Annotated in this window: 20 protein-coding genes; 14 read left to right on the top strand and 6 right to left on the bottom strand. The window is 65.6% G+C overall.

The genetic code is table 11. The features are described from left to right. Window positions 1-14: 14 nt before the first annotated feature. The 4 genes from ACOI2T_RS03955 to ACOI2T_RS03970 all read right to left on the bottom strand — a co-directional run bounded on the left by ACOI2T_RS03955 (window position 15) and on the right by ACOI2T_RS03970 (window position 3,618). Complete coding sequence (locus tag ACOI2T_RS03955) at window positions 15-1,418, bottom strand: histidine phosphatase family protein (RefSeq protein ID WP_409502719.1); 1,404 nt, start codon at window positions 1,416-1,418, stop codon at window positions 15-17. Window positions 1,419-1,606: 188 nt separating this feature from the next. Further along, window positions 1,607-2,062, bottom strand: coding sequence for a nitroreductase family deazaflavin-dependent oxidoreductase (locus tag ACOI2T_RS03960; protein WP_409502720.1), 456 nt, complete (start codon window positions 2,060-2,062; stop codon window positions 1,607-1,609). Between the two features lie 8 nt (window positions 2,063-2,070). Further along, on the bottom strand, window positions 2,071-2,445 hold the full coding sequence (locus ACOI2T_RS03965) for a DUF8021 domain-containing protein (RefSeq protein WP_409502721.1): 375 nt from the start codon (window positions 2,443-2,445) through the stop codon (window positions 2,071-2,073). 9 nt (window positions 2,446-2,454) lie between these two features. Next, a complete protein-coding gene (locus tag ACOI2T_RS03970; RefSeq protein ID WP_085143394.1) occupies window positions 2,455-3,618 on the bottom strand; it encodes a steroid 3-ketoacyl-CoA thiolase in 1,164 nt (387 codons plus the stop codon). A gap of 164 nt (window positions 3,619-3,782) precedes the next feature. Here ACOI2T_RS03970 and ACOI2T_RS03975 point away from each other — a divergent pair, with 164 nt between their 5' ends. From ACOI2T_RS03975 to ACOI2T_RS04015, 9 genes are all read left to right on the top strand, one after another. Then, a complete protein-coding gene (locus ACOI2T_RS03975; protein ID WP_067858514.1) occupies window positions 3,783-5,033 on the top strand; it encodes a cytochrome P450 in 1,251 nt (416 codons plus the stop codon). A gap of 26 nt (window positions 5,034-5,059) precedes the next feature. Next, window positions 5,060-6,058, top strand: coding sequence for an acyl-CoA dehydrogenase family protein (locus tag ACOI2T_RS03980; RefSeq protein ID WP_409502722.1), 999 nt, complete (start codon window positions 5,060-5,062; stop codon window positions 6,056-6,058). Then, window positions 6,058-7,221 carry an acyl-CoA dehydrogenase FadE29 gene (fadE29, locus tag ACOI2T_RS03985; RefSeq protein WP_067858507.1) on the top strand — a complete coding sequence of 388 codons (1,164 nt, stop codon included), beginning with the start codon at window positions 6,058-6,060 and terminating at the stop codon, window positions 7,219-7,221. Before ACOI2T_RS03980 ends, fadE29 begins: the two co-directional genes overlap by 1 nt. Then, a complete protein-coding gene (locus ACOI2T_RS03990; protein WP_409502723.1) occupies window positions 7,218-8,165 on the top strand; it encodes a bifunctional MaoC family dehydratase N-terminal/OB-fold nucleic acid binding domain-containing protein in 948 nt (315 codons plus the stop codon). Before fadE29 ends, ACOI2T_RS03990 begins: the two co-directional genes overlap by 4 nt. Then, window positions 8,132-8,575, top strand: a complete 444-nt coding sequence (locus tag ACOI2T_RS03995; protein ID WP_409502724.1) for a MaoC family dehydratase — start codon at window positions 8,132-8,134, stop codon at window positions 8,573-8,575. The genes ACOI2T_RS03990 and ACOI2T_RS03995 overlap by 34 nt, the downstream gene beginning before the upstream one ends. After that, the gene (locus ACOI2T_RS04000) at window positions 8,575-9,732 is read left to right on the top strand and encodes a 17-hydroxy-3-oxo-4-pregnene-20-carboxyl-CoA lyase (RefSeq protein ID WP_409502725.1); all 1,158 of its coding nucleotides are present in this window, start codon (window positions 8,575-8,577) and stop codon (window positions 9,730-9,732) included. Before ACOI2T_RS03995 ends, ACOI2T_RS04000 begins: the two co-directional genes overlap by 1 nt. A 74-nt stretch (window positions 9,733-9,806) precedes the next feature. Then, complete coding sequence (locus tag ACOI2T_RS04005; RefSeq protein ID WP_409502726.1) at window positions 9,807-10,892, top strand: hypothetical protein; 1,086 nt, start codon at window positions 9,807-9,809, stop codon at window positions 10,890-10,892. A 45-nt stretch (window positions 10,893-10,937) separates the two neighbouring features. Beyond that, entirely contained in the window at window positions 10,938-11,825 is an 888-nt protein-coding gene (locus ACOI2T_RS04010) for a hypothetical protein (protein WP_421875872.1), read from the top strand. 188 nt (window positions 11,826-12,013) lie between these two features. Then, on the top strand, window positions 12,014-12,859 hold the full coding sequence (locus tag ACOI2T_RS04015) for a type IV toxin-antitoxin system AbiEi family antitoxin (RefSeq protein WP_409502728.1): 846 nt from the start codon (window positions 12,014-12,016) through the stop codon (window positions 12,857-12,859). Window positions 12,860-13,108: 249 nt separating this feature from the next. Here the strand turns inward: ACOI2T_RS04015 and ACOI2T_RS04020 are convergent, their stop codons facing one another. After that, a complete protein-coding gene (locus tag ACOI2T_RS04020; RefSeq protein WP_409502729.1) occupies window positions 13,109-13,969 on the bottom strand; it encodes an enoyl-CoA hydratase ChsH3 in 861 nt (286 codons plus the stop codon). A 1-nt stretch (window position 13,970) separates the two neighbouring features. Continuing rightward, window positions 13,971-15,677, bottom strand: a complete 1,707-nt coding sequence (gene kstD, locus ACOI2T_RS04025; RefSeq protein WP_409502730.1) for a 3-oxosteroid 1-dehydrogenase — start codon at window positions 15,675-15,677, stop codon at window positions 13,971-13,973. 73 nt (window positions 15,678-15,750) lie between these two features. Between kstD and ACOI2T_RS04030 the strand changes: the two genes are divergently transcribed. The 5 genes from ACOI2T_RS04030 (at window position 15,751) to ACOI2T_RS04050 (ending at window position 21,227) form a co-directional block, all read left to right on the top strand. After that, window positions 15,751-16,536 carry a 2-keto-4-pentenoate hydratase gene (locus ACOI2T_RS04030; protein ID WP_085143400.1) on the top strand — a complete coding sequence of 262 codons (786 nt, stop codon included), beginning with the start codon at window positions 15,751-15,753 and terminating at the stop codon, window positions 16,534-16,536. 9 nt (window positions 16,537-16,545) lie between these two features. Further along, on the top strand, window positions 16,546-17,475 hold the full coding sequence (locus ACOI2T_RS04035; protein WP_067858480.1) for an acetaldehyde dehydrogenase (acetylating): 930 nt from the start codon (window positions 16,546-16,548) through the stop codon (window positions 17,473-17,475). Continuing rightward, window positions 17,472-18,527, top strand: coding sequence for a 4-hydroxy-2-oxovalerate aldolase (gene dmpG, locus ACOI2T_RS04040; protein ID WP_067858477.1), 1,056 nt, complete (start codon window positions 17,472-17,474; stop codon window positions 18,525-18,527). Before ACOI2T_RS04035 ends, dmpG begins: the two co-directional genes overlap by 4 nt. Before the next feature lie 78 nt (window positions 18,528-18,605). Beyond that, window positions 18,606-18,989: a heme-binding protein gene (locus ACOI2T_RS04045; protein WP_067858474.1), complete on the top strand. Its 384-nt coding sequence runs from the start codon at window positions 18,606-18,608 to the stop codon at window positions 18,987-18,989. 162 nt (window positions 18,990-19,151) lie between these two features. Continuing rightward, window positions 19,152-21,227, top strand: coding sequence for a RecQ family ATP-dependent DNA helicase (locus tag ACOI2T_RS04050; protein WP_409502731.1), 2,076 nt, complete (start codon window positions 19,152-19,154; stop codon window positions 21,225-21,227). Window positions 21,228-21,243: the final 16 nt, after the last annotated feature.

The following is a 21,243-nucleotide window of genomic DNA, read 5'->3' on the forward strand; positions in this document are numbered from 1 at the left end:
TCCCGCTCGTGCAACTAGGCGGCGTCCTCTGAGGCAGCCTTCGCGTCGCCGTCCGCTGCGTTGTCCTTGTCCTTGTCGGCACCGGCGAGCTTCCTGACGGTGTCGCGAACCTGCTGCACGGAGGACTCGACCCCGTCGCGCACGTCTTCTGCCGCCCGGTTCACCCGGTCACGCGCTGCGGAAAAGGCCTTGCCCGGCTCCACCTTGTTGCCGGTGGTCAGCTTCGTCGCGCCGTTGGATGTCCGGACCGTCGAGACCTTCTGTTCGACGGACGCAGTAGCGTTCTCTCCGGCCGATTCGGCGTTCTCGGTGAGATCGCTTGTTGTAGGCGTGATTTCGCTGTCGGCGGTGACGCTGCGGGTACTGAGGTCCGACACCTGTGGCGTGGACTCGTTCAACGAGCCCGGGGTGCCGGTGATCGCATCGACGGTGTCGGTGATCGAATCCTTGACGAACTTGACGCCGGCCGCGGCGACGTCCTGAACGCCTTGGGCGCCGGTCGTCACGATGCCCTGAGCGTCAAGCGACAGGACGGGCAGACGCATGTCGTAGACGGCCTTTTGCGGCGCCACGATCAGATCGCGGACATTGACGAACATCTTGGTCGGGTAGTTGGCCGGGCCGACCTCTTCCCCGGCCCATTCCTTGAGGGTCCAACTGCCGTCGGCATTCTTCTCGACCACGACCGTGTCGGTGTTGTTCAACGGATGCTCAACGATCAACAGCAGATTCGGGTTGTCGACGTTCATCATCGTCCACATCATGATCGTGGCCCCATGCGAGAACACCGCGGCGTCGATCTCGCCGTCGCCGTTGGTGTCTGTGGTGCCCGATTCAACGTCGGCAAGGGCATTCGTCACGCGCTCGTTGAACGCCAGGCCGCTCTCACCGCCGGGGATCGAGACGAATTGCAGGCCCAATGTCCAAGCCAACGGCGCAAGGATGTAGCCGATGCGGCCGATGCCTTCGCTTTCGGGCAGGCCCTCGAAGATGCCGGCACTGATCTCCTGAACGCCGGAGTTCCGCTGGGGATTCTCCGGGTCATACGCACCCAGGATCGTGACCGGCAACCCCAGCTTCTCGGCCAACGGTGCTGCGGTCTCCTGCGTGCGAATCATGGTCGAGGCGTAGACCGCATCGAACGCATCGCACGGCGCACTCGGACATTGAGCATCGGCGAACGCCTGTGCCTGCTCCTCGCCGGTCGCACCGCCGTTCTGATTGACCTGATCATTCGTCAGGTGCGGCCCCGGTGTGCTCGTGTCGATGTACCCGGAGGCGTTGCCCTGCGACTCGGCGTGCCGGATGAACGTCACGGTCATCGCGCCGGCAGGCAGGGTCGCCGCGGCGAACAGGCTGCAAGCCGTCAGAGTGGTCGCGGCAGCGCCGGCGGCCCGGCGTCGCTTGAGGTGTTGCATAAGGTCTCCATCGGTTCACCAAATGTGGGCTGCCGCTCACTTGCCGTTCACTGTGTGCGGGCTCACAGAACATAATCAAGAATTTGTTCACACGTCAATTCAGCTACTGGGAGTTGCGTAATTAGCTTGCGTCGAAACGAGCAGCGCCCCCGACCTCTCAGGTCAGGGGCGCCGCTGGCACTTCGTGGTCAGGCCGGATCGCAGATGACGATCGGGATCTTCCGGTCGGTGTAGGACCGGTAGGCCGCGAAATCGGGATACATGGCGTCGAGCTTCGGCCAGTACTCGTCGCGCTCGGCGTCCGTGGCGTCACGCGCCATCAGGGCCAGGTGCTCGGTCTTGGTCTGGAAGGTCACCTTGGGGTTAGCCTTGAGGTTCAGGTACCACATGGGGTTGGTGGCGCGCCCGCCCTGCGATGCGACGAGAACGATCCGCTCGCCCTCTTGCAGGAAGAGCAGAGGGCTTTCGCGCGGCTCGCCGGTCTTGCGCCCGATCGTGGTCAAGATGCCCACCGGTGCCCCGCGCAGGAACTTGTCACCGAGTTTGCCGTTGGTTTTCTTGAAGATCCAGGTGTTGGCGCGCGACATCTGCTTGATGAGGAAGCCGACGGGCTTCGAATTGAGCGCCTTGGGCGGGTTTGCCATAGCGGAACCTATCGACTGATGAACGGCTTGAGCGTGGCGTGAATGTGGTGGATCTTGCCATCGGACGCCGGGATCAGGAAGGTTTCGTCGACGTGGGAACACACCCGCCTGCCGAAGAGCCGCGGCTTGGTCAAAACGTCGAACCGGGCCCGGATGGTGTCGCCGTCGACCGTGAACTCCGGAGGCGTGACCTGCTCGATCAACTTGAACTGCGGACCGTTGTTCAGACTGCGCCGCAAGTGATCTCCCGACCGTCCCGTCTTCAGTCCCATCTCGATGCGGATGCAGTCCGGAGCGAACGGCACCGCGTCGGCTTGGTGTGTCGCCAGTGCATCGATGTAGGCCTGCGCCGCCGCGATCCGGTCGGCATCTGAGATCGCCACGGAACGGGCTCAGATCCGCTCGATGATCGTGCCGGTGGACAAGGCTCCACCCGCGCACATCGTGATCAGCGCCGTGCTCTTGTCGGTGCGCTCCAATTCGTGCAGCGCCGTGGTGATCAAGCGCGCGCCGGTCGACCCGACCGGGTGCCCGAGCGCGATCGCGCCGCCGTTGACGTTGACCTTGTCCATATCGGCATCGTGCACCTGCGCCCACGACAACACCACCGACGCGAACGCCTCGTTGATCTCGACGAGATCGATGTCGCCGAGCTTCATCCCGGCCTTTTCCAGCACCCGGGCGGTGGACTGCACGGGCCCGTCGAGGTGGTAATAGGTTTCGGCGCCGACGTTGGCCTGCGCGACGATGCGGGCGCGGGGCTTGAGGCCCAGTGCCCTGGCTTTGTCTTCGTCCATCCACAACACCGCGGCGGCACCGTCCGAGATCTGCGACGACGTGCCCGCGGTGTGAACTCCGCCTTCCAGCACCGGATTCAGCGACGCCAACCCCTCGGCAGTGGTGTCGCGCAAACCCTGGTCGCGGGTCACCGGCGCCCATTCGCTGGTCGGCTGCTTGTTCTCGTCGAGCACCGGAGCCGAGATCGGCGAAACCTCGCGGTCGAACCGGCCCTCCGCCCAGGCCTGCTTGGCCTTGCGCTGCGATGCGAGGCCGAGCGCGTCGACATCGGCGCGGGTGATGCCCCGGCGCTTGGCGATCCGCTCGGCCGCCTCGAACTGGTTGGGCATGTCGATGTCCCACGACGACGCGCGGATCAGGCTGCGGTCCGGGCCGGCGTTGGCGCCGAGTCCGACCCGGCTCATCGCCTCGATGCCGCACGCGATGCCGATGTCGATCGCGCCGGTGGCGATCAGCCCGGCCACCAGATGGTTGGCCTGCTGCGCGCTACCGCACTGGCAGTCGATCGTGGTGGCGCCGACGTGCTCGGGCAGGCCCGCCGTCAGCCAGCCCACCCGGGTGATGTTGTTGGACTGCTCGCCGTACTGCGTGACGCAGCCGCCGATGATCTGCTCGACGTCGCCCGCCTCGATCCCGGCCTTCTCTACGAGTGCCTTCTGTACGGCACCCAGCAGTTCGGTCGCGTGCAGGCCGGACAGCCAGCCGTTGCGCTTGCCGATCGGGCTGCGAGTGGCTTCGACGATGACAGGATTACCCATGTCGCCAGGCTAGAACACGTTTCATTACTCTGACAAGCGACGATGCGACACCGCCTTTGATCTGCGGTCAAGGCATGTTTCAATGGTCGTAATCGGTACTAGACCACGTTGTGTCAGGTGCTATTAGCCAGATCACGCCTGCTACAGACACTAGGAGTAGTCACATGGCCTGCCCGAACATCCCCAAGGACTTTGACTTCCTCGACGCGTCCCTGAACCTCGAGCGCCTGCCCGTCGAAGAACTTGCCGAGTTGCGGAAGTCCGAGCCCATCCACTGGGTCGACGTACCGGGCGGCACCGGTGGCTTCGGCGACAAGGGCTACTGGCTCGTCACCAAGCACGCCGATGTCAAAGAGGTGTCGAAGCGCAACGACATCTTCGGCAGCTCGCCCGACGGTGCCATCCCGGTCTGGCCGCAGGACATGACGCGCGACGCGATCGATCTGCAGAAAGCCGTGCTGCTCAACATGGACGCCCCGCAGCACACCCGGCTGCGCAAGATCATCTCCCGCGGCTTCACGCCGCGCGCGATCGGACGGCTCAAGGACGAACTCGACGCGCGGGCCCAGAACATCGCCAAAGAGGCCGCGGCGGCCGGAACCGGTGACTTCGTCGAGCAGGTCTCGTGTGAACTGCCGCTGCAGGCCATCGCCGGCTTGCTCGGTGTCCCGCAGGATGACCGGGACAAGCTGTTCCGCTGGTCGAACGAGATGACCGCGGGTGAGGATCCCGAATACGCCGACATCGATCCGGCGATGTCGTCGTTCGAGCTCATCACCTACGCGATGAAGATGGCCGAGGAGCGGGCGAAGAACCCCACCGACGACATTGTCACGCAGCTCATCGAGGCCGACATCGAGGGCGAGAAGCTCTCCGACGACGAGTTCGGTTTCTTCGTCGTGATGCTCGCCGTCGCGGGCAACGAGACCACGCGCAACTCGATCACGCACGGCATGATCGGCTTCTCGCAGCACCCCGACCAGTGGGAGCTGTACAAGAAAGAGCGTCCGGACACCGCAGCCGACGAGATCGTGCGGTGGGCCACGCCCGTCTCGGCTTTCCAGCGCACCGCGCTCGAGGACACCGAACTGGGCGGTGTACAGATCAAGAAGGGCCAGCGCGTCGTGATGTCGTACCGCTCGGCCAACTTCGACGAAGAGGTTTTCGAGAACCCGCACGACTTCAACATCCTGCGCAACCCGAACCCGCACGTCGGCTTCGGCGGTACCGGCGCTCACTACTGCATCGGCGCCAACCTGGCCCGCATGACCATCAACCTGATCTTCAACGCGGTCGCCGATCACATGCCCGACCTGAAACCCATCGGCCAGCCCGAGCGGCTGAAATCCGGCTGGCTCAACGGCATCAAGCATTGGCAGGTCGACTACACCGGCAAGTGCCCGGTCGCTCACTGACCGCATAAGGCTCAAGGAGGAGTCGGGTGGATTTCAGTCCGAACCCCGAGCAGCAGGCCGTCGCCGACGTGGTGACATCCGTGCTGGAGCGGGACAACAGTTGGGACGCACTGGTTTCTGGTGGCGTCACAGCGCTCGCCGTCCCGGACCGGCTGGGTGGCGACGGTCTCGGGTTGCTTGAGGTGGCCACGGCGCTCACCGAGATCGGCAGGCACGGCACCATCAGCCCGGCGCTGGCGACACTCGGCCTCGGCCTGGTGTCGTTGCTCGACCTGGCCTCCGAAGCTCAGCAGGACCGCTACCTGGCCGGGGTGGCCAAGGGTTCGGTGTTGTCGGCAGCCCTGAATGAGCCCGGTGCCTCGCTTCCGGACCGGCCGGGGACAACGTTCTCTGGCGGCAAAATCAACGGCACGAAAGTCGGTGTGCCGTATGCCGATACCGCCGAGTGGCTTGTGGTCACCGCCGACAGCGCAGTCGTGGTGGTTTCGCCGACGGCAACCGGCGTCGCGGTGACGAAAACGCCGACCGCCAACGGTTCGGACGAGTATGTGGTGACGTTCGCCGACGTCGAGGTCGACGGTGTGCTCGACGGTGCGACGACAACGCGGGTGAACCAGCACGTGCTGGCGACGACGGGTGCGTTCGCCGCGGGTCTCGTAGCCGGTGCGCTGCGACTGACGGCGGACTACGTCGCGACGCGCGAGCAGTTCGGTCGGCCGCTGTCGACATTCCAGACGGTGGCCGCACAGCTTTCGGAGGTCTACATCGCCTCCCGCACCATCGATCTGGTGTCGACTTCGGTTGTGTGGCGGCTCTCGGAGGGCCTCGACGCCGACGAAGACCTCGCGATCCTCGGCTACTGGTTGACCTCGCAGGCGCCGCTCGCGATGCGGACCTGCCATCACTTGCACGGCGGCATGGGTATGGACATCACATACCCCATGGACCGCTACTACTCGTCGATCAAGGATCTGACGCGACTGCTCGGCGGTCCGTCGCATCGCCTGGACCTGGTGGGGGCCTAATGTTCATCGAGCTCACGCCCGAGCAACGGGCCCTGCAAGCCGAACTGCGGCAATACTTCTCGACTCTCATCACCCCTGAAGAGGCCGAGGCGATGTCGTCCGATCGCCACAACGAGGCCTATCGCGCCGTCATCAAGCGCATGGGTTCGGACGGCAAGCTGGGCGTCGGCTGGCCCAAGGAGTACGGCGGTCTGGGCTTCGGCCCGATCGAGCAGCAGATCTTCGTCAACGAGGCCAACCGCGCCGATGTGCCGCTGCCCCTGGTGACGCTGCAGACCGTCGGCCCGACGCTTCAGGTGTACGGCACCGAGGAGCAGAAGAAGAAGTTCCTGCCCGGAATCCTCTCCGGCGACATCCATTTCGCGATCGGCTACTCCGAGCCCGACGCCGGCACCGACCTGGCCTCGTTGCGCACGACGGCGGTGCGCCATGGTGACGAATACATCGTCAACGGCCAGAAGATGTGGACCACCGGCGCCCACGATGCCGACTACATCTGGCTCGCGTGCCGTACCGACCCCACTGCCGCCAAGCACAAGGGCATCTCGATCCTCATCGTCGACACCAAGGATCCGGGTTACTCGTGGACCCCGATCATCCTGTCGGACGGTGCCCATCACACCAACGCGTCGTACTACAACGACGTTCACGTGCCCGCCGACATGCTCGTCGGCGAGGAGAACGGTGGCTGGAAGCTCATCACCACGCAGCTCAACCACGAGCGGGTGAGCCTGGGCCCCGCCGGTCGCGTCGCAGGCATCTACGACCAGGTGCGGACGTGGGCGTCGAAGCCGGGTTCGAACGGCGTCATCCCCATCGAGCACGACGACGCGCGACGCCTGCTCGGCCAGATCAAGTCGATCTGGCGTATCAACGAGCTGCTCAACTGGCAGGTCGCCGCATCGGGTGAGACCATCGCAGTTGCCGACGCCGCCGCGACGAAAGTCTTTTCGACCGAACGCATTCAAGAAGTCGGCCGGCTCGCCGAAGAACTCGTCGGCAGGTACGGCAACCCCGCCGACCCGGAGACCGCCGAGCTGCTCGACTGGCTCGACAAGATGACCAAACGCAATCTGGTCATCACGTTCGGCGGCGGTGTCAACGAGGTGATGCGCGAGATGATCGCGGCGTCCGGGCTGAAGGTGCCGAGGGTTCCAAGGTGAGCGATCTTCAAGCAGCAGTCGACGAGATCAAGGCCGCCGGCCGCAGCAAGCCGCGCGCGGGCCGGGATCCGGTGAATCAGCCGATGATTCACCACTGGGTCGACGCGATCGGGGACCGCAACCCGATCTACGTCGACGAGGAGGTCGCCAAGGCCGCCGGGCATCCCGGCATTGTCGCGCCGCCTGCGATGATCCAGGTGTGGACCATGGCCGGGCTGGGCCAGGGCAGGCCGGATGACGATCCGCTGAGCCAGATGATGAAGTTGTTCGACGATGCCGGCTATGTCGGCGTCGTCGCCACCAACTGTGAGCAGACGTATCACCGGTATCTGCAACCGGGTGAGGAAGTCACGATCAGCGCCGAGCTGACCGACGTCATCGGCCCGAAGCAGACCGCGCTCGGCGAGGGTTACTTCATCAACCAGAAGATCACCTGGCAGGTCGGCGACGAGGACGTCGCCGAAATGGCTTGGCGGATAATGAAGTTCAAGCCACGCGAGGAGCAGAAGCCGGCCGTTCCCGAGGATCTGGACCCGGACAAGCTCATGCGTCCTGCGGCGTCGCGGGACACGCAGTTCTTCTGGGACGGCGTCAACGCCCACGAGCTGCGCATCCAGAAGCGCCCCGACGGCACCCTGCAGCATCCGCCGGTGCCCGCGGTGTGGCAGGACAAAGAAGCGCCCGTCGACTACGTCGTCGCGTCCGGCACGGGCACGGTGTTCAGCTTCGTCGTCCACCACGCACCGAAGGTCCCGGGACGCAGCCTGCCGTTCGTGATCGCGCTTGTCGAACTGGACGAAGGCGTGCGCATGCTCGGCGAGCTCCGCAACATCGACCCCGACAAGGTGCAGATCGGAATGCCGGTGCGCGCAACGTATATCGATTTTCCCGACAGCGATGTCAGTCCGGCATGGACGCTGTACGCGTGGGAGCCGGCGCAGTGAGCGCGGCTGGGACGTCCGTCACGCCGGTCGTCGGCACCAAACTGCCCGAGCTCAAGATCTACGGCGATCCGACGTTCATCGTCTCGACGGCCATCGCGACCCGCGACTACCAGGACGTGCACCACGACCGGGACAAGGCACAGGCCAAGGGCTCCAAGGACATCTTCGTCAACATCCTGACCGACACCGGCCTGGTGCAGCGCTATCTGACCGACTGGGCGGGGCCGTCGGCGCGCATCAAGTCGATCGGGCTGCGTCTCGGCGTGCCGTGGTACGCCTATGACACCGTCACGTTCGCCGGCGAGGTCACGGCCATCGAGGACGGCGTCGCGACCGTGAAAGTCGTGGGCAGCAACAGCCTCGGCGACCACGTCATCGCCACCGCCACACTTTCTTTGGGGGACAACTGATGCTCTCCGGCAAGGCTGCGATCGCCGGTATCGGCGCCACCGACTTCTCCAAGAACTCCGGCCGCAGCGAGTTGAGGCTCGCGGCGGAAGCGGTGCTCGACGCACTCGACGACGCCGGGCTGTCGCCGTCGGACGTCGACGGCCTGGTGACCTTCACCATGGACTCCAATCTGGAGACCGCCGTCGCCCGTTCCACCGGGATCGGGGACCTGAAGTTCTTCAGCCAGATCGGCTATGGCGGCGGTGCCGCGGCCGCGACCGTGCAGCAGGCCGCGCTGGCCGTGGCGACGGGTGTGGCCGAGGTCGTCGTGGCGTACCGGGCATTCAACGAACGCTCGGAGTTCCGCTTCGGCCAGGTGATGACGGGCCTGACCACCAATGCCGACTCCCGCGGGGTCGAGTACAGCTGGTCCTACCCGCACGGGCTGAGCACACCTGCTGCGTCGGTCGCCATGATCGCGCAGCGGTACATGCACGAATACGGCGCCACCAGTGCGGATTTCGGTGCGGTGTCGGTGGCTGACCGCAAGCACGCCGCCAACAATCCGAAGGCGCATTTCTACGGCAAGCCGATCACCATCGAAGACCACCAGAAGTCGCGGTGGATCGCCGAACCGCTGCGACTGCTGGACTGCTGCCAGGAGACCGACGGCGGCGTCGCGATCGTCGTCACCACGCCCGAACGGGCCAAGGACCTCAAGCACCGGCCCGCGATCATCGAGGCCGCGGCTCAGGGTGCAGGCGCCGACCAGTTCACCATGTACTCCTACTACCGCGATGAGCTCGGGCTGCCGGAGATGGGCCTGGTGGGCCGCCAGCTGTGGGCGCAGTCGGGGCTGTCTCCTGCCGATATCCAGACCGCGGTCCTCTACGACCACTTCACCCCGTACACATTGATCCAGCTCGAGGAGCTCGGGTTCTGCGGCAAGGGTGAGGCGAAGGATTTCATCGCCGACGGCGCGATCGAGATCGGTGGACGGTTACCGATCAACACGCACGGCGGTCAGCTCGGCGAGGCATACATCCACGGCATGAACGGGATAGCTGAGGGTGTGCGCCAGTTGCGGGGCACTTCGGTGAATCAGGTCGACAACGTCGAACACGTACTGGTCACCGCTGGCACCGGCGTGCCGACCTCGGGATTGATCCTCGGTTAAAGGCGCGTCCTTACCCCCGCTGCACACGGTAATCTTTGCTGCAGATGCAGCACGCGTGAAAGGGGGGTCGTGGCGTGGGGATCATGCCCGACAGCAGCCCGTTTGGGTCACAAACGGTGACGGGGCCGGCCTGGCCGAATGTCGATGAAGAGCAGCTGACGGCTGCGGCAGCGTCGTACGAGAAGCTCGCCGCGAACATCAGCGGCAACATCGTTCCTGAGCAGACCAGCCAGCTGATGAAGCTGACCGAGGTCTGGCAGGGCGCCGGGTCCCTCGCGGCATCGGGTGAGGCCACCACGATGATCGCCGGCCACGAGGCCAATGCAGCTCAGGCCCAGGCGATCGCCACCCAGCTGACCCAGATGGCCGCCGCCGTCGTCCAGACGAAGATGGCCGTCAACGCCGCAGCCCAGGAAGTCCAGCACGAAGTCGAGGCACTACAGGCGCTGCCGTTCGGTAACAAGCAGGAACTGATCGAGAGCCGCATCAAGATGGGGCTCTCGCAGAACATCGCGACCGTCACGGCCAGCACCACCTCGCTCGCGAGCAGCCTCGGCACCGTCGCCAACGTGCCGCAGATGACCACCCCGCCGACCGCCCAAGCGCAACAGGGCATGCAGCAAGGCGTGCAGCAGGCGATGCAGATGGCCGGCCAGCTGCCGCAGATGCTGGGTCAGATCCCGCAGATGCTCGGGCAGATCCCTCAGCAGCTCTCACAGCCGTTGCAGCAGCTTTCCCAACCGCTGCAGCAGCTGACGTCGATGCTCGGCTCGGTGGGCAAGGGCGGCGGCACCGGTGGAGGACCGTCGCCGTTCTCGGCCTTCTCGAACCACCCGCTCGCCGGCGGATCGGGCCCGAGCAGTGGCGCGGGCATGATGAAAGCCGCATCGTTGCCGGGCACCGGCGGTGTCGGATCCCAGACGCCGCTGATGTCGAAACTCGTCGGTGGCAACACCACCCCGGTTTCGGTCGATCCCGCGGCGGCCGGAAGCACCGCGATCGGCCTGGCGCCGGTGGCCGCCGGTGGTATGGGCGGCATGGGCGCGCCGATGGGCATGATGGGCCAGCGCGGCGCGAGCGGAGGCACGTCGGCGACGCTGGCCGTTCCCGCACCGCTCGAGCACGAAGTCGACGTGGACGACGACGATGACGACTGGTGAGCCCGCGACATATCGGCGCACGACCAATGCTGAAGGAGACGTCCGGTGAGTAATACGCCGTTCACCACCCCCGGCGGACTGAACTGGAATGCCGCCCCGATCCAACTGCCGGACATGCCGCCGATCCAGGCCGGCGAGGATGCCATGAGCATGACCATCGCCGGCATACTGCCGACGTTGGCCGCATCGCTCACGACGAATGTCACCGCGCTCGCGGCGAAAGAGAACATGTTCAACGGCAAGCTCGGCGATGCGCAGGGCGCGTACGAGAAGGCTGACCAGGCCGGCCAGCAAGGCGTCGGCCAGTTGGGCCAGATGATGGGTCAGCTCGGGCAGATGGGCCAGATGGCCTCCACGCCGGCACAAGCAGCGGGCCAGATGGGCGGACAGTTCGGCTCACTGATGGAGCCGCTCATGAAGGCCATGGAGAGCGCCAAGGGCGGCGGTGGTCCGGAGGGCAGCGGCGCACCCGGCAGCGGCACGCCAGGTGGTGCACCGATGGGTGCCAACCCACAACAGCAACAGGCCGAACGCGAAGCACGGCTCAACGACCGTGACGCGAAGCAGAACGAACGCGAAGACCGGCAGAACGAACGCGACATCGCTCAGGACAAGCGCGAAGCCAGCCAGGACGCCCGCGAGGCTCAGCTGAACGACCGCTCGGGAGCCGGTAGTTCGGCGTCGGCACCGCAGGCGCCGGCCCAGTCCGCTCCGCCCGCCGCGACGGCCCCGCCGGCCGGCGCCGCCGGCCCCAGCGAAAAGCCGGCCCGCACCCGGACCTGTCCCCGTCACACCCCACGAGCCTCCGCGCTACAGCGGTGGCGACGACGATCTCGCACGGCGTATGTAATTGCGCCTGGTTTGCGTGCGTGCGTGCGTTGGGTGCGTGATTTGCCTGCGGCGATTGCAGTTTGCCCGCGATTGTCACGCTAGCGTGGCTCTCGAGCTCGCACGCCACTCTAGCGTGACAATGGCGGGGCGGCCGGGCTAGCTTCTGCGGCCTCTGTTGTCCACTGTCACGCCAGCGTGGCTGTGGACAACCATCGTCACTCCAACGTGACAATGGTGCCTGTGGATAACCGATGTGACGGATACGGCTTTGCCCGACACACTCATTCGTTATGGGGGAGCCATTTGTCGGTAGTGCAGCCGTCGCCCGTGGTGAGGTGCTCAAGAGCGCGCTGCGCACCAGATACACCCGAGTGTTTCGTGACGTCTACGTAAGTCCCGGAACCGAACTCACTCCGGAGGTACGTGCACGCGCCGGATGGTTGTGGTCGCGACGGCGCGGGATCATCGCTGGAAGATCGGCGGCCGCACTCTATGGGGCGAAGTGGGTAAGGCCGGACGAACCGCTGGAGATGTTGCACTCGAATCGCAATCCCATGGCAGGACTGAAGGTTCGGACCGAGCGCATCGAACACGACGAAATCACGCTTCACAGCGGCATCCCGGTGACAACGCTGGCTCGCACCGCGCTCGACATGGGGTGTTGGTATTCAAGGGATCTCGCGGTGGAATCGCTTGACGCGCTTGCAGCCGCGACAGATCTGAAGCCGGCTGATGTCGATCTTCTGTTGCAGCGTCACCGCGGGCGTCAAGGCGTTCAACGGGCACGGGTTGCGCTCGAATTGATGGACGCCGGAGCTCAATCGCCAAAAGAAACACAGCTGCGGTTGATGATCCTCGACGACGGCCTGCCGAGACCGGAGACGCAGATACCGGTAATCGATGGCCCCGGCGATCCGTTCGCATTTCTCGACATGGGGTGGGACGACCTCATGGTCTCCGTCGAATACGACGGCGAACAGCACCGCCTCAATGACTCGCAGTACCGGTGGGATCTGCGGCGGGCTGAGCGGGTGCAGCGTGCTGGGTGGCTCAATGTTCGCGTATCGGCGGGGGAGCGTCGGGGCGACATTCTTCGCCGTATTCACGCGGCGCGTGCCAGCCGTTTGTCACGCTAGCGTGGCTGTGGGAGCCAAGAGTCACTCTGGCGTGACAATGGGACTCGCAGACAACGGCAGTCGCCCGCGTTTGTCACGCTAGCGTGGCTGTGGGAGCCGAGTGTCACTCTGGCGTGACAATGGGACTCGCAGACAACGGCAGTCGCCCGCGTTTGTCACGCCAGCGTGGCTGTGGGAGCCAAGCGTCACTCTGGCGTGACAACGGGACTCGGAGCACGCACACCCGCCAACCGCACGCACCAAACAAACTCAGGCCGGGACGAGTTCCACACCGGACAGGACGACCGTGTTGTCCCGTGACGGCGCGGTCAGGACGCCGACGAAGCGGCCGTCTTCCTTCCAGATGTTGGCCTGCAGTGTTTCGCCTGGGAACACGACGCCGGCGAAACGTGCACCGTATGAAGCCACTTGGGACACATCGCCGTCGAGGAGATTGTCGACGATGGCTTTGCAGCCGATGCCGTAGGTGCACAGGCCGTGCAGGATCGGCCGGTCGAAGCCGGCGGCCGCGGCGAAGGCCGGATCGGAATGCAGGGGGTTGCGGTCACCGCACAGCCGGTACAGCAGGGCCTGTTGCGGCAGCGTCGGCAAAGCGATCTCGATATCCGGTGCGCGGTCGGGCATTTCGACTGACGTCGACGGTCCACGTTCGCCGCCGAAGCCACCCTCGCCGCGCGCGAAGATCGAGCGCTTGGTGGTCCACAGCACCGTGCCGGACGGGTCGGTCACCGTGCTTTCGCTGACGATGACGGCGGCCTTCCCCTTGTCCCAGATCTCGGTGAAGCGCTGCACCGACTTCGCGGTCCCACTGGTCGGGATCGGCCCGGGGACGGTGACGGCCTCGCTCGCGTGCAACACCTTGGACAGCTCGATGTCGATGCCGGGGAACTGAACCTTCGGCGGTTCGGTCATGTGGAAGCTGACCGCGACGTTGCCGAACGTCGGCAGCACCTGCGGGGTGTCGTCGACGAGGTAGCGCAGCTCGCGCTGATCCATCGGGTCGGCACCCGCCCCGAGGCCCAGGTGATAGAGCTGGATATCGCTACTGGTCCACGAGAATTCGATGGGTTCCAGTTCGGCTCCCAGCGCCTTGTCGAGATCGATGGGCATATCAGGCCTCCGTGTTCGATGTGGCCGATCCGGCCGAGGCAAGGTGCAGGGCTGCGAGGTATCCGAACGTCATGGCGGGGCCAATGGTGCCACCCGGACCGGGATAGGTATGGCCCATGACGGGCGAGCTGACGTTGCCCGCCGCGTAGAGGCCCTCGATCACCGAATCGTCGTCCCGCAGCGCCCGGCCATGCACGTCGGTGCGGATACCGCCCTTGGTGCCCAGGTCTCCCGGAACCATCTTGGCGGCGTAGAACGGCCCGTTCTTGATCTCGCCGAGGTTCGGGTTGGGCTTGTTGGTCGGATCGCCGTAGTAGCGGTCGTAGGCACTTTCGCCGCGGTGGAAGTCCTCGTCGACGCCGGACCGGGCGAAGCCGTTGAACCGCTCGACGGTGGCCTTGAAGGCGTCGGCGGGCAGACCTGTCTTGGCGGCCAGCTCATCCAATGTCGCAGCCTTGACCACGACGCCCGACTCCAGCCACTTCGACGGAATGCGTTGTCCAGGCTGCAATCCCGCGAAGATGTAGCGGTCGCGATACTGCTGGTCGAAGACCAGCCACGCCGGAATGTTCTCGCCAGGGCCGGGGCCTTGGCCGTATTCGCCGCCGTACATGTGATGGCAGGCCTCGACGTACGGCATCGACTCGTTCATGAACCGGTTGCCGGCCATGTTGACGATGATCGATCCGGGGGAGTTGCGCTCGGACAGCGCGAACCACGGCGCCCCCACCAGCGGAACGGTCGGACCCCACCACGAGTCCTCCATGAGTTCCAGTGCGGCACCCAACTTTTCGGCGGCGAGGATGCCGTCGCCGGTGTTGGCGACCGCGCCGACCGTCCACTCGGTGGTGATCGGCGCGCGCTGGTATTTGACCCGCATCTGCTCGTTGTGCTCGAACCCGCCCGAACCGAGGATCACGCCGCGTCGCGCCCGAATGAGCACGGGCTCAGCGCTTTCCGGCGCCGCGGTGTCACGGACGTAAATGCCACGCACCACGCCGTCCTCGACGTAGAGGTCGGTCATGGCGGTGTTGAGCTGCACCGGAACACCGGCGTCGCGCAGGCCGATGCGCAGTGGCGCGATGAGGGCACGGCCCATGCCGACGAGGTTCTTTCCGGTGGCCTGTGCCCACATCGTGCGCGCACCGACCTTGAGGCTGCGCAGCACGCCGCGGGGATGACGCTTGAGCTGGTTGAGCCGGACGTAGTCCTGCTGCATGACGACGACGTTGAGCGGCACCTTGCCGTACGGCGGTTCGAGGCCCTTCATGTCCGGCCCGAGCTTCTTGGCGTCGAACGGCTTGGGCTCAACGGACCGGCCGGTCGGCTTTCCGCCAGGTGTCTCGGGGTAGTAGTCGGAGTACCCGGGCACCCAGCACAGCTTGAGCGGCGAGTGCTTGAGCACGAACGACAGCATCTCCGGGCCGCGGTCCAGATACGTGTCGATCTTCTCGGCCGGGACGACGTCGCCGATGATCGCGTGCAGGTATTTCCGCGCGGCTTCGGCCGTGTCGGTTACGCCGTCACGCTTGAGAATCTCGTTGTTCGGGATCCACACGCCACCACCGGACCGCGCAGTGGAACCTCCATAGTGCGGAGCCTTTTCTACGACTACTGTCGAGAGGCCCTGGTGGGCAGCGGTGAGGGCGGCGACCATGCCGGCGGCGCCGCTTCCGACCACGACTACGTCGTACTCCTGTCCAGTCATGTAGAACACGTTATAGAATTGGCCGGCGATCCAACAACCGCCCCGGTCAAAGAAGTGAGGGGACTTCACCACAATGCTCAGTGACGAGGTGCGTGCTCAACTGGCTGCCGACCTGGCACAAGCCGAACGCAGCCGGGTGCCGATCACCCCGTTGACCGACGGGAATCCCGGGATCGACGTCGTGGACGCCTACGAGATCCAGCTGATCAACATCCGTCAGCGGGTCGCCGAAGGCGCGCGGGTGATCGGTCACAAGGTCGGCCTGTCCAGCAAGGCCATGCAGGACATGATGGGTGTCGACGAACCGGACTACGGTCACCTGCTCGACGAGATGCAGGTCTATGAAGACAAGCCCGTCAAGTCGTCGAACTACCTCTACCCCCGTGTCGAGGTGGAGGTGGGGTTCATCCTCGCCGACGATCTGCCGGGTGCCGGTTGCACCGAAGAGGACGTGCTGGCGGCGACGGCGGCCTTCGCGCCGGCGATCGAGTTGATCGACACGCGGATCACCAACTGGCAGATCAAGTTGTGCGACACCATCGCCGACAACGCGTCGTCGGCGGGTTGGGTGCTCGGCGAAGCCCGGGTGTCACCGAAGGACGTGGACATCCGCAACATCGACGCAGTTCTGACGAACCACGGCGAGGTGGTGGCCGAGGGACGTAGCGATGCGGTGCTGGGCAATCCGGTGACCGCGGTGGCCTGGTTGGCCCGCAAGGTCGAGGGGTTCGGTGTCCGCTTGAAGGCCGGTGACATCGTGTTGCCGGGCTCGTGCACACGTGCGATAGATGCACCTCCCGGCAGCGATTTCGTCGCGGACTTCGCCGGGTTAGGTTCAGTACGACTGAGTTTCGAATAAGGAGCCGATATGGCCAACAAAGCCTCCGTCGCGATCGTCGGATCCGGCAACATCAGTACCGATCTGCTCTACAAGCTGCTGCGCTCGGAATGGCTCGAGCCGCGCTGGATGGTCGGGATCGACCCGGAGTCAGAAGGTCTGGCCCGCGCTCGCAAGCTGGGCCTGGAAACCAGTGCCGAGGGCGCCGATTGGTTGTTGGGTCTCGACGAGAAGCCCGACCTCCTGTTCGAGGCCACGAGCGCATACGTGCACCGGGACGCCGCACCGCGATACGCCGAGGCGGGCATTCGCGCGATCGACCTGACGCCGGCCGCGGTCGGGCCCGGCGTCATCCCGCCGGCCAACCTGCGCGCGCACCTCGATGCGCCGAACGTCAACATGGTGACCTGCGGCGGGCAGGCGACGATCCCGATCGTGCACGCGGTGTCGCGTGTGGTGGATGTGCCCTATGCCGAGATCGTCGCTTCGGTGTCGTCGGCTTCGGCCGGCCCGGGGACGCGCGCCAACATCGACGAGTTCACCAAGACCACCAGTGCCGGCGTGCAGAACATCGGCGGGGCTCAGCGCGGTAAGGCGATCATCATCCTCAACCCCGCCGAACCGCCAATGATCATGCGCGACACCATTTTCTGCGCGATTCCCGAGGATGCGGACCACGACGCGATCGCGCAGTCGATCAAGGATGTCGTCGCCGAGGTGCAGACCTATGTGCCGGGCTACCGTCTGCTCAACGAACCGCAGTTCGACGAGCCGTCGGTGGTCAACGGTGGCAACCACCTGGTCACCACGTTCATCGAAGTGGAGGGTGCGGGCGACTACCTGCCGCCCTACGCTGGAAATCTGGACATCATGACCGCCGCGGCGACCAAGGTCGGCGAGGAGATCGCCAAAGAAAAACTCGGAACAAGCCTTTCCGCAGGATCCGGAGCGCAAGCATGACCACCAAAGACATCTTCTTCAACCCCATCTGGGATGTCCGGATGACCGACACGTCGCTGCGCGACGGGTCCCATCACAAGCGTCATCAGTTCACCAAGGACGAAGTCGGCGCGATCGTCGCGGCCTTGGACACCGCGGGTGTCCCGGTCATCGAGGTGACGCACGGCGACGGGCTCGGCGGGTCGAGTTTCAATTACGGCTTCTCGAAAACGCCTGAGCAGGAACTGATCAAGCTCGCCGCGGAGACCGCCAAGGAATCCAAGATCGCCTTCCTGATGCTGCCGGGTGTCGGCACGAAGGAAGACATCAAGGAGGCGCAGAACAACGGCGGCTCGATCTGCCGGATCGCGACGCACTGCACCGAGGCCGACGTGTCGATCCAGCACTTCGGGTTGGCCCGCGAGCTCGGCCTGGAGACGGTCGGCTTCCTGATGATGAGCCACACGATCTCGCCCGAGAAGCTCGCCGCGCAGGCCCGCATCATGGCCGACGCGGGCTGCCAGTGCGTCTACGTCGTCGACTCCGCGGGCGCACTGGTCCTGGAAGGCGTCCGCGACCGGGTGGCCGCCCTGGTCGCCGAACTCGGCGACGACGCCCAGGTGGGTTTCCACGGACACGAGAACCTCGGGCTCGGGGTTGCCAACTCCGTCGAGGCCGTGCGTGCCGGGGCCAAGCAGATCGACGGCAGTTGCCGGCGGTTCGGCGCGGGTGCGGGCAACGCCCCCGTCGAAGCCCTGATCGGGGTGTTCGACAAGATCGGCGTCAAGACCGGCATCGATTTCTTCGACATCGCCGACGCCGCAGAAGAGGTCGTCGCGCCCGCGATGCCCGCCGAGTGCCTGCTCGACCGCAACGCACTGATCATGGGCTACTCCGGGGTGTATTCGAGCTTCCTCAAGCACGCGATCCGTCAGTCCGAGCGCTACGGCGTACCGGCGCATCAGCTGCTGCACCGGGCAGGTCAGCGCAAGCTCATCGGCGGCCAAGAAGACCAGCTCATCGACATCGCACTGGAGATCAAACGCGAGCAGGACGCCGCTGCCGCTCGCTAGGGGTGTTTAGCATCGGGGCTTTGCGTTAATCCTCGGGGCGCGATCAACCACGATCGCCGACCGAAGGAGTGAAGTTCGATGAAGAAGATGTCCGCACGCGCAGTCCGTCGTTGCCTGTACGGAATGTGCGCCGGCGGCGTCGTCTCCGCCGCATTCACGCTGCCGATGGCCAACGCCGCACCGGATCAGTGCAGCGAGAGTGGTGTCGCCAGCACCGTCAGCTCGGTTACTGCGTCGACCAGTACGTACCTGACTGCCCATCCCGAGGCGGACCAGGCGCTGTCGGACATCGCCAAGCAGCCCGACGACCAGGCTGACGGGCTCTACCAGGCGTTCTTCGACAAGAACCCGCAAGTTGAGCAGGAACTGAGGACGATCAATCAGCCGGTTGCTGACCTGTCCGCCCAGTGCGGCGTCGAGGTGAATCCGACGCCGGTGTCCGAGGCGCTGCAGGACCTCTGAGGCCAGCGTGACCAGGTGGCGGCTCCATCCCCCGGGCCGTCATCTGGTTGCGTGCTCATCTCCGCGACCCCGAAGTGATCGCTGGTAAGCGAATCGCTTGGCGCCCCTGTCAATTTCATGCTGTTTCCTGAGGCGTCGGTGCGACCCGGCAGTATGGTGGCCATGGCGACCCGTGAGCAGGCCCAGTCGGTTCTCGAACAGTTGGCCGGGCCGACGGCGACATTGCGCGACGACCAGTGGACGGCCATCGAGGCGTTGGTCGTCGGCCGACGCCAGGCGCTGGTGGTTCAGCGCACCGGGTGGGGCAAGTCAGCGGTGTACTTCATCGCCGCCAAACTGCTTCGCAGCACCGGCCACGGGCCGACCGTGATCGTCTCGCCACTGCTGGCGCTCATGCGCAACCAGGTGGCCGCTGCCGAGCGGGCCGGGGTCCGGGCCGCAACGATCAACTCCGGCAATGTCACCGAGTGGGACGCGATCCACCAACGGGTCGCCGACGGCGATCTCGACGTACTGCTGGTGAGTCCGGAGCGCCTGAACAATCCCGATTTCCGCGACAACGTCCTGCCCGCGCTCGCCGCCGATGCGGGTCTGGTCGTCGTCGACGAGGCGCACTGCGTGTCGGACTGGGGTCACGACTTTCGGCCCGACTACCGGCGCATCCGCACGCTCATCGCCGAATTGGGTTCCGGTATACCGGTTTTGGCCACCACTGCGACCGCCAACGACCGCGTCGTGAACGATGTCGCAGCGCAATTGGGCGTCGGCGGCCGCGACACCTTGGTGTTGCGTGGCGGGCTGGACCGGGAATCGTTGCGGCTCTCGGTCGTCAAGGCGGGCAATCCGGCGCAGCGCACCGCTTGGATTGCCGCGCAATTGGATTCATTGCCCGGATCGGGAATCATCTACACGCTCACGGTGGCGCAGGCCCATGACGTCGCCGCGCTGCTGGCCGAGCGTGGACACAAGGTCGCCGCCTACACCGGGTCCACCGACACCGCGGAGCGTGAACAACTCGAAGCAGACCTGCTCGGCAACCGGGTCAAGGCGCTGGTCGCGACCTCGGCGCTCGGGATGGGATTCGACAAACCCGACCTCGGTTTCGTGGTTCATCTCGGTGCGCCGTCCTCGCCGATCGCGTACTACCAGCAGGTCGGCCGAGCGGGCCGGGCGACCGACAGCGCCGAGGTGATCCTGCTGCCCGGCATCGAGGATCAAGACGTGTGGCGATACTTCGCCTCGGTGGCCTTCCCGTCGGAATCGATGGTGCGCAACGTTATTGACGCGCTCGACAGTGACCGGCCGCAGTCCACGCCCGCGCTGGAAACCCTCGTGGACTTGAGCCGCTCCCGGCTGGAGATGGTGCTCAAAGTGCTCGACGTCGACGGCGCGGTGCGCCGGGTCAAAGGCGGATGGATCGCGACGGGGGAGCCGTGGGAGTACGACGAGGCCCGTTATCGCGCCCTGGATGAAGCCCGCCGTCGCGAGCAACAGGCCATGCTCGACTACCAGGCGACCGACGTTTGCCGAATGGTGTTCCTGCGCGCTCAACTCGACGACCCGGACCTGCAACCGAGCGAACGCTGTGGGCGGTGCGACAACTGCACTGGTCGTCATTACGAGACCGCAGTCGACGACGCGACGCTCGCGGCGACCACAGAACGCCTGCGACGCCCGGGAATCGTCGTGGCGCCACGTAAACAGTGGCCGTCCGGTCTCGCCAAGCTGGGCCTTGAGTTGTCGGGCCGAATCAGCGACGGGGCCGCTCCCGGGCGGGCCATCGGTAGGTTGACCGACCTCGGCTGGGGTGTTCGGCTGCGGCGCCTGCTGGACGAACCCGACGCCGAGGTGCCCGACGAGGTGATCGGTGCGGCGGTCGCGGTGCTGAAGACCTGGGGCTGGTCGACGCGGCCGGTCGCGGTCATGGGTCTGGACTCGGCGACGCGTCCGAAGCTGATCACCTCGACCGTGCGGCGGTTGGCCGAACTCGGCCGGCTGAAAAACCTCGGGACCATGCGGTACGCACCCGGGCGGCGGCCAGTCACCGCCGCCAACTCGGCCTATCGGGTGGCCGCGCTCGACGGCGCGTGGGAGCGGCCCGACGTCGACGTCGACGGTCCGGTGCTGCTGGTGGACGACGTGACCGACACCGGTTGGACGCTGACGATGGCGGCGCGGCACCTGCGCGGCGCCGGGGCACCGGAGGTGCTGCCTTTCACGCTCGCGACGGTTAGTTGACAGCAAATTGCCAGAT

Source organism: Mycolicibacterium wolinskyi str. Jessa 2025, assembly GCF_049241375.1.
Lineage (GTDB): Bacteria > Actinomycetota > Actinomycetes > Mycobacteriales > Mycobacteriaceae > Mycobacterium > Mycobacterium wolinskyi.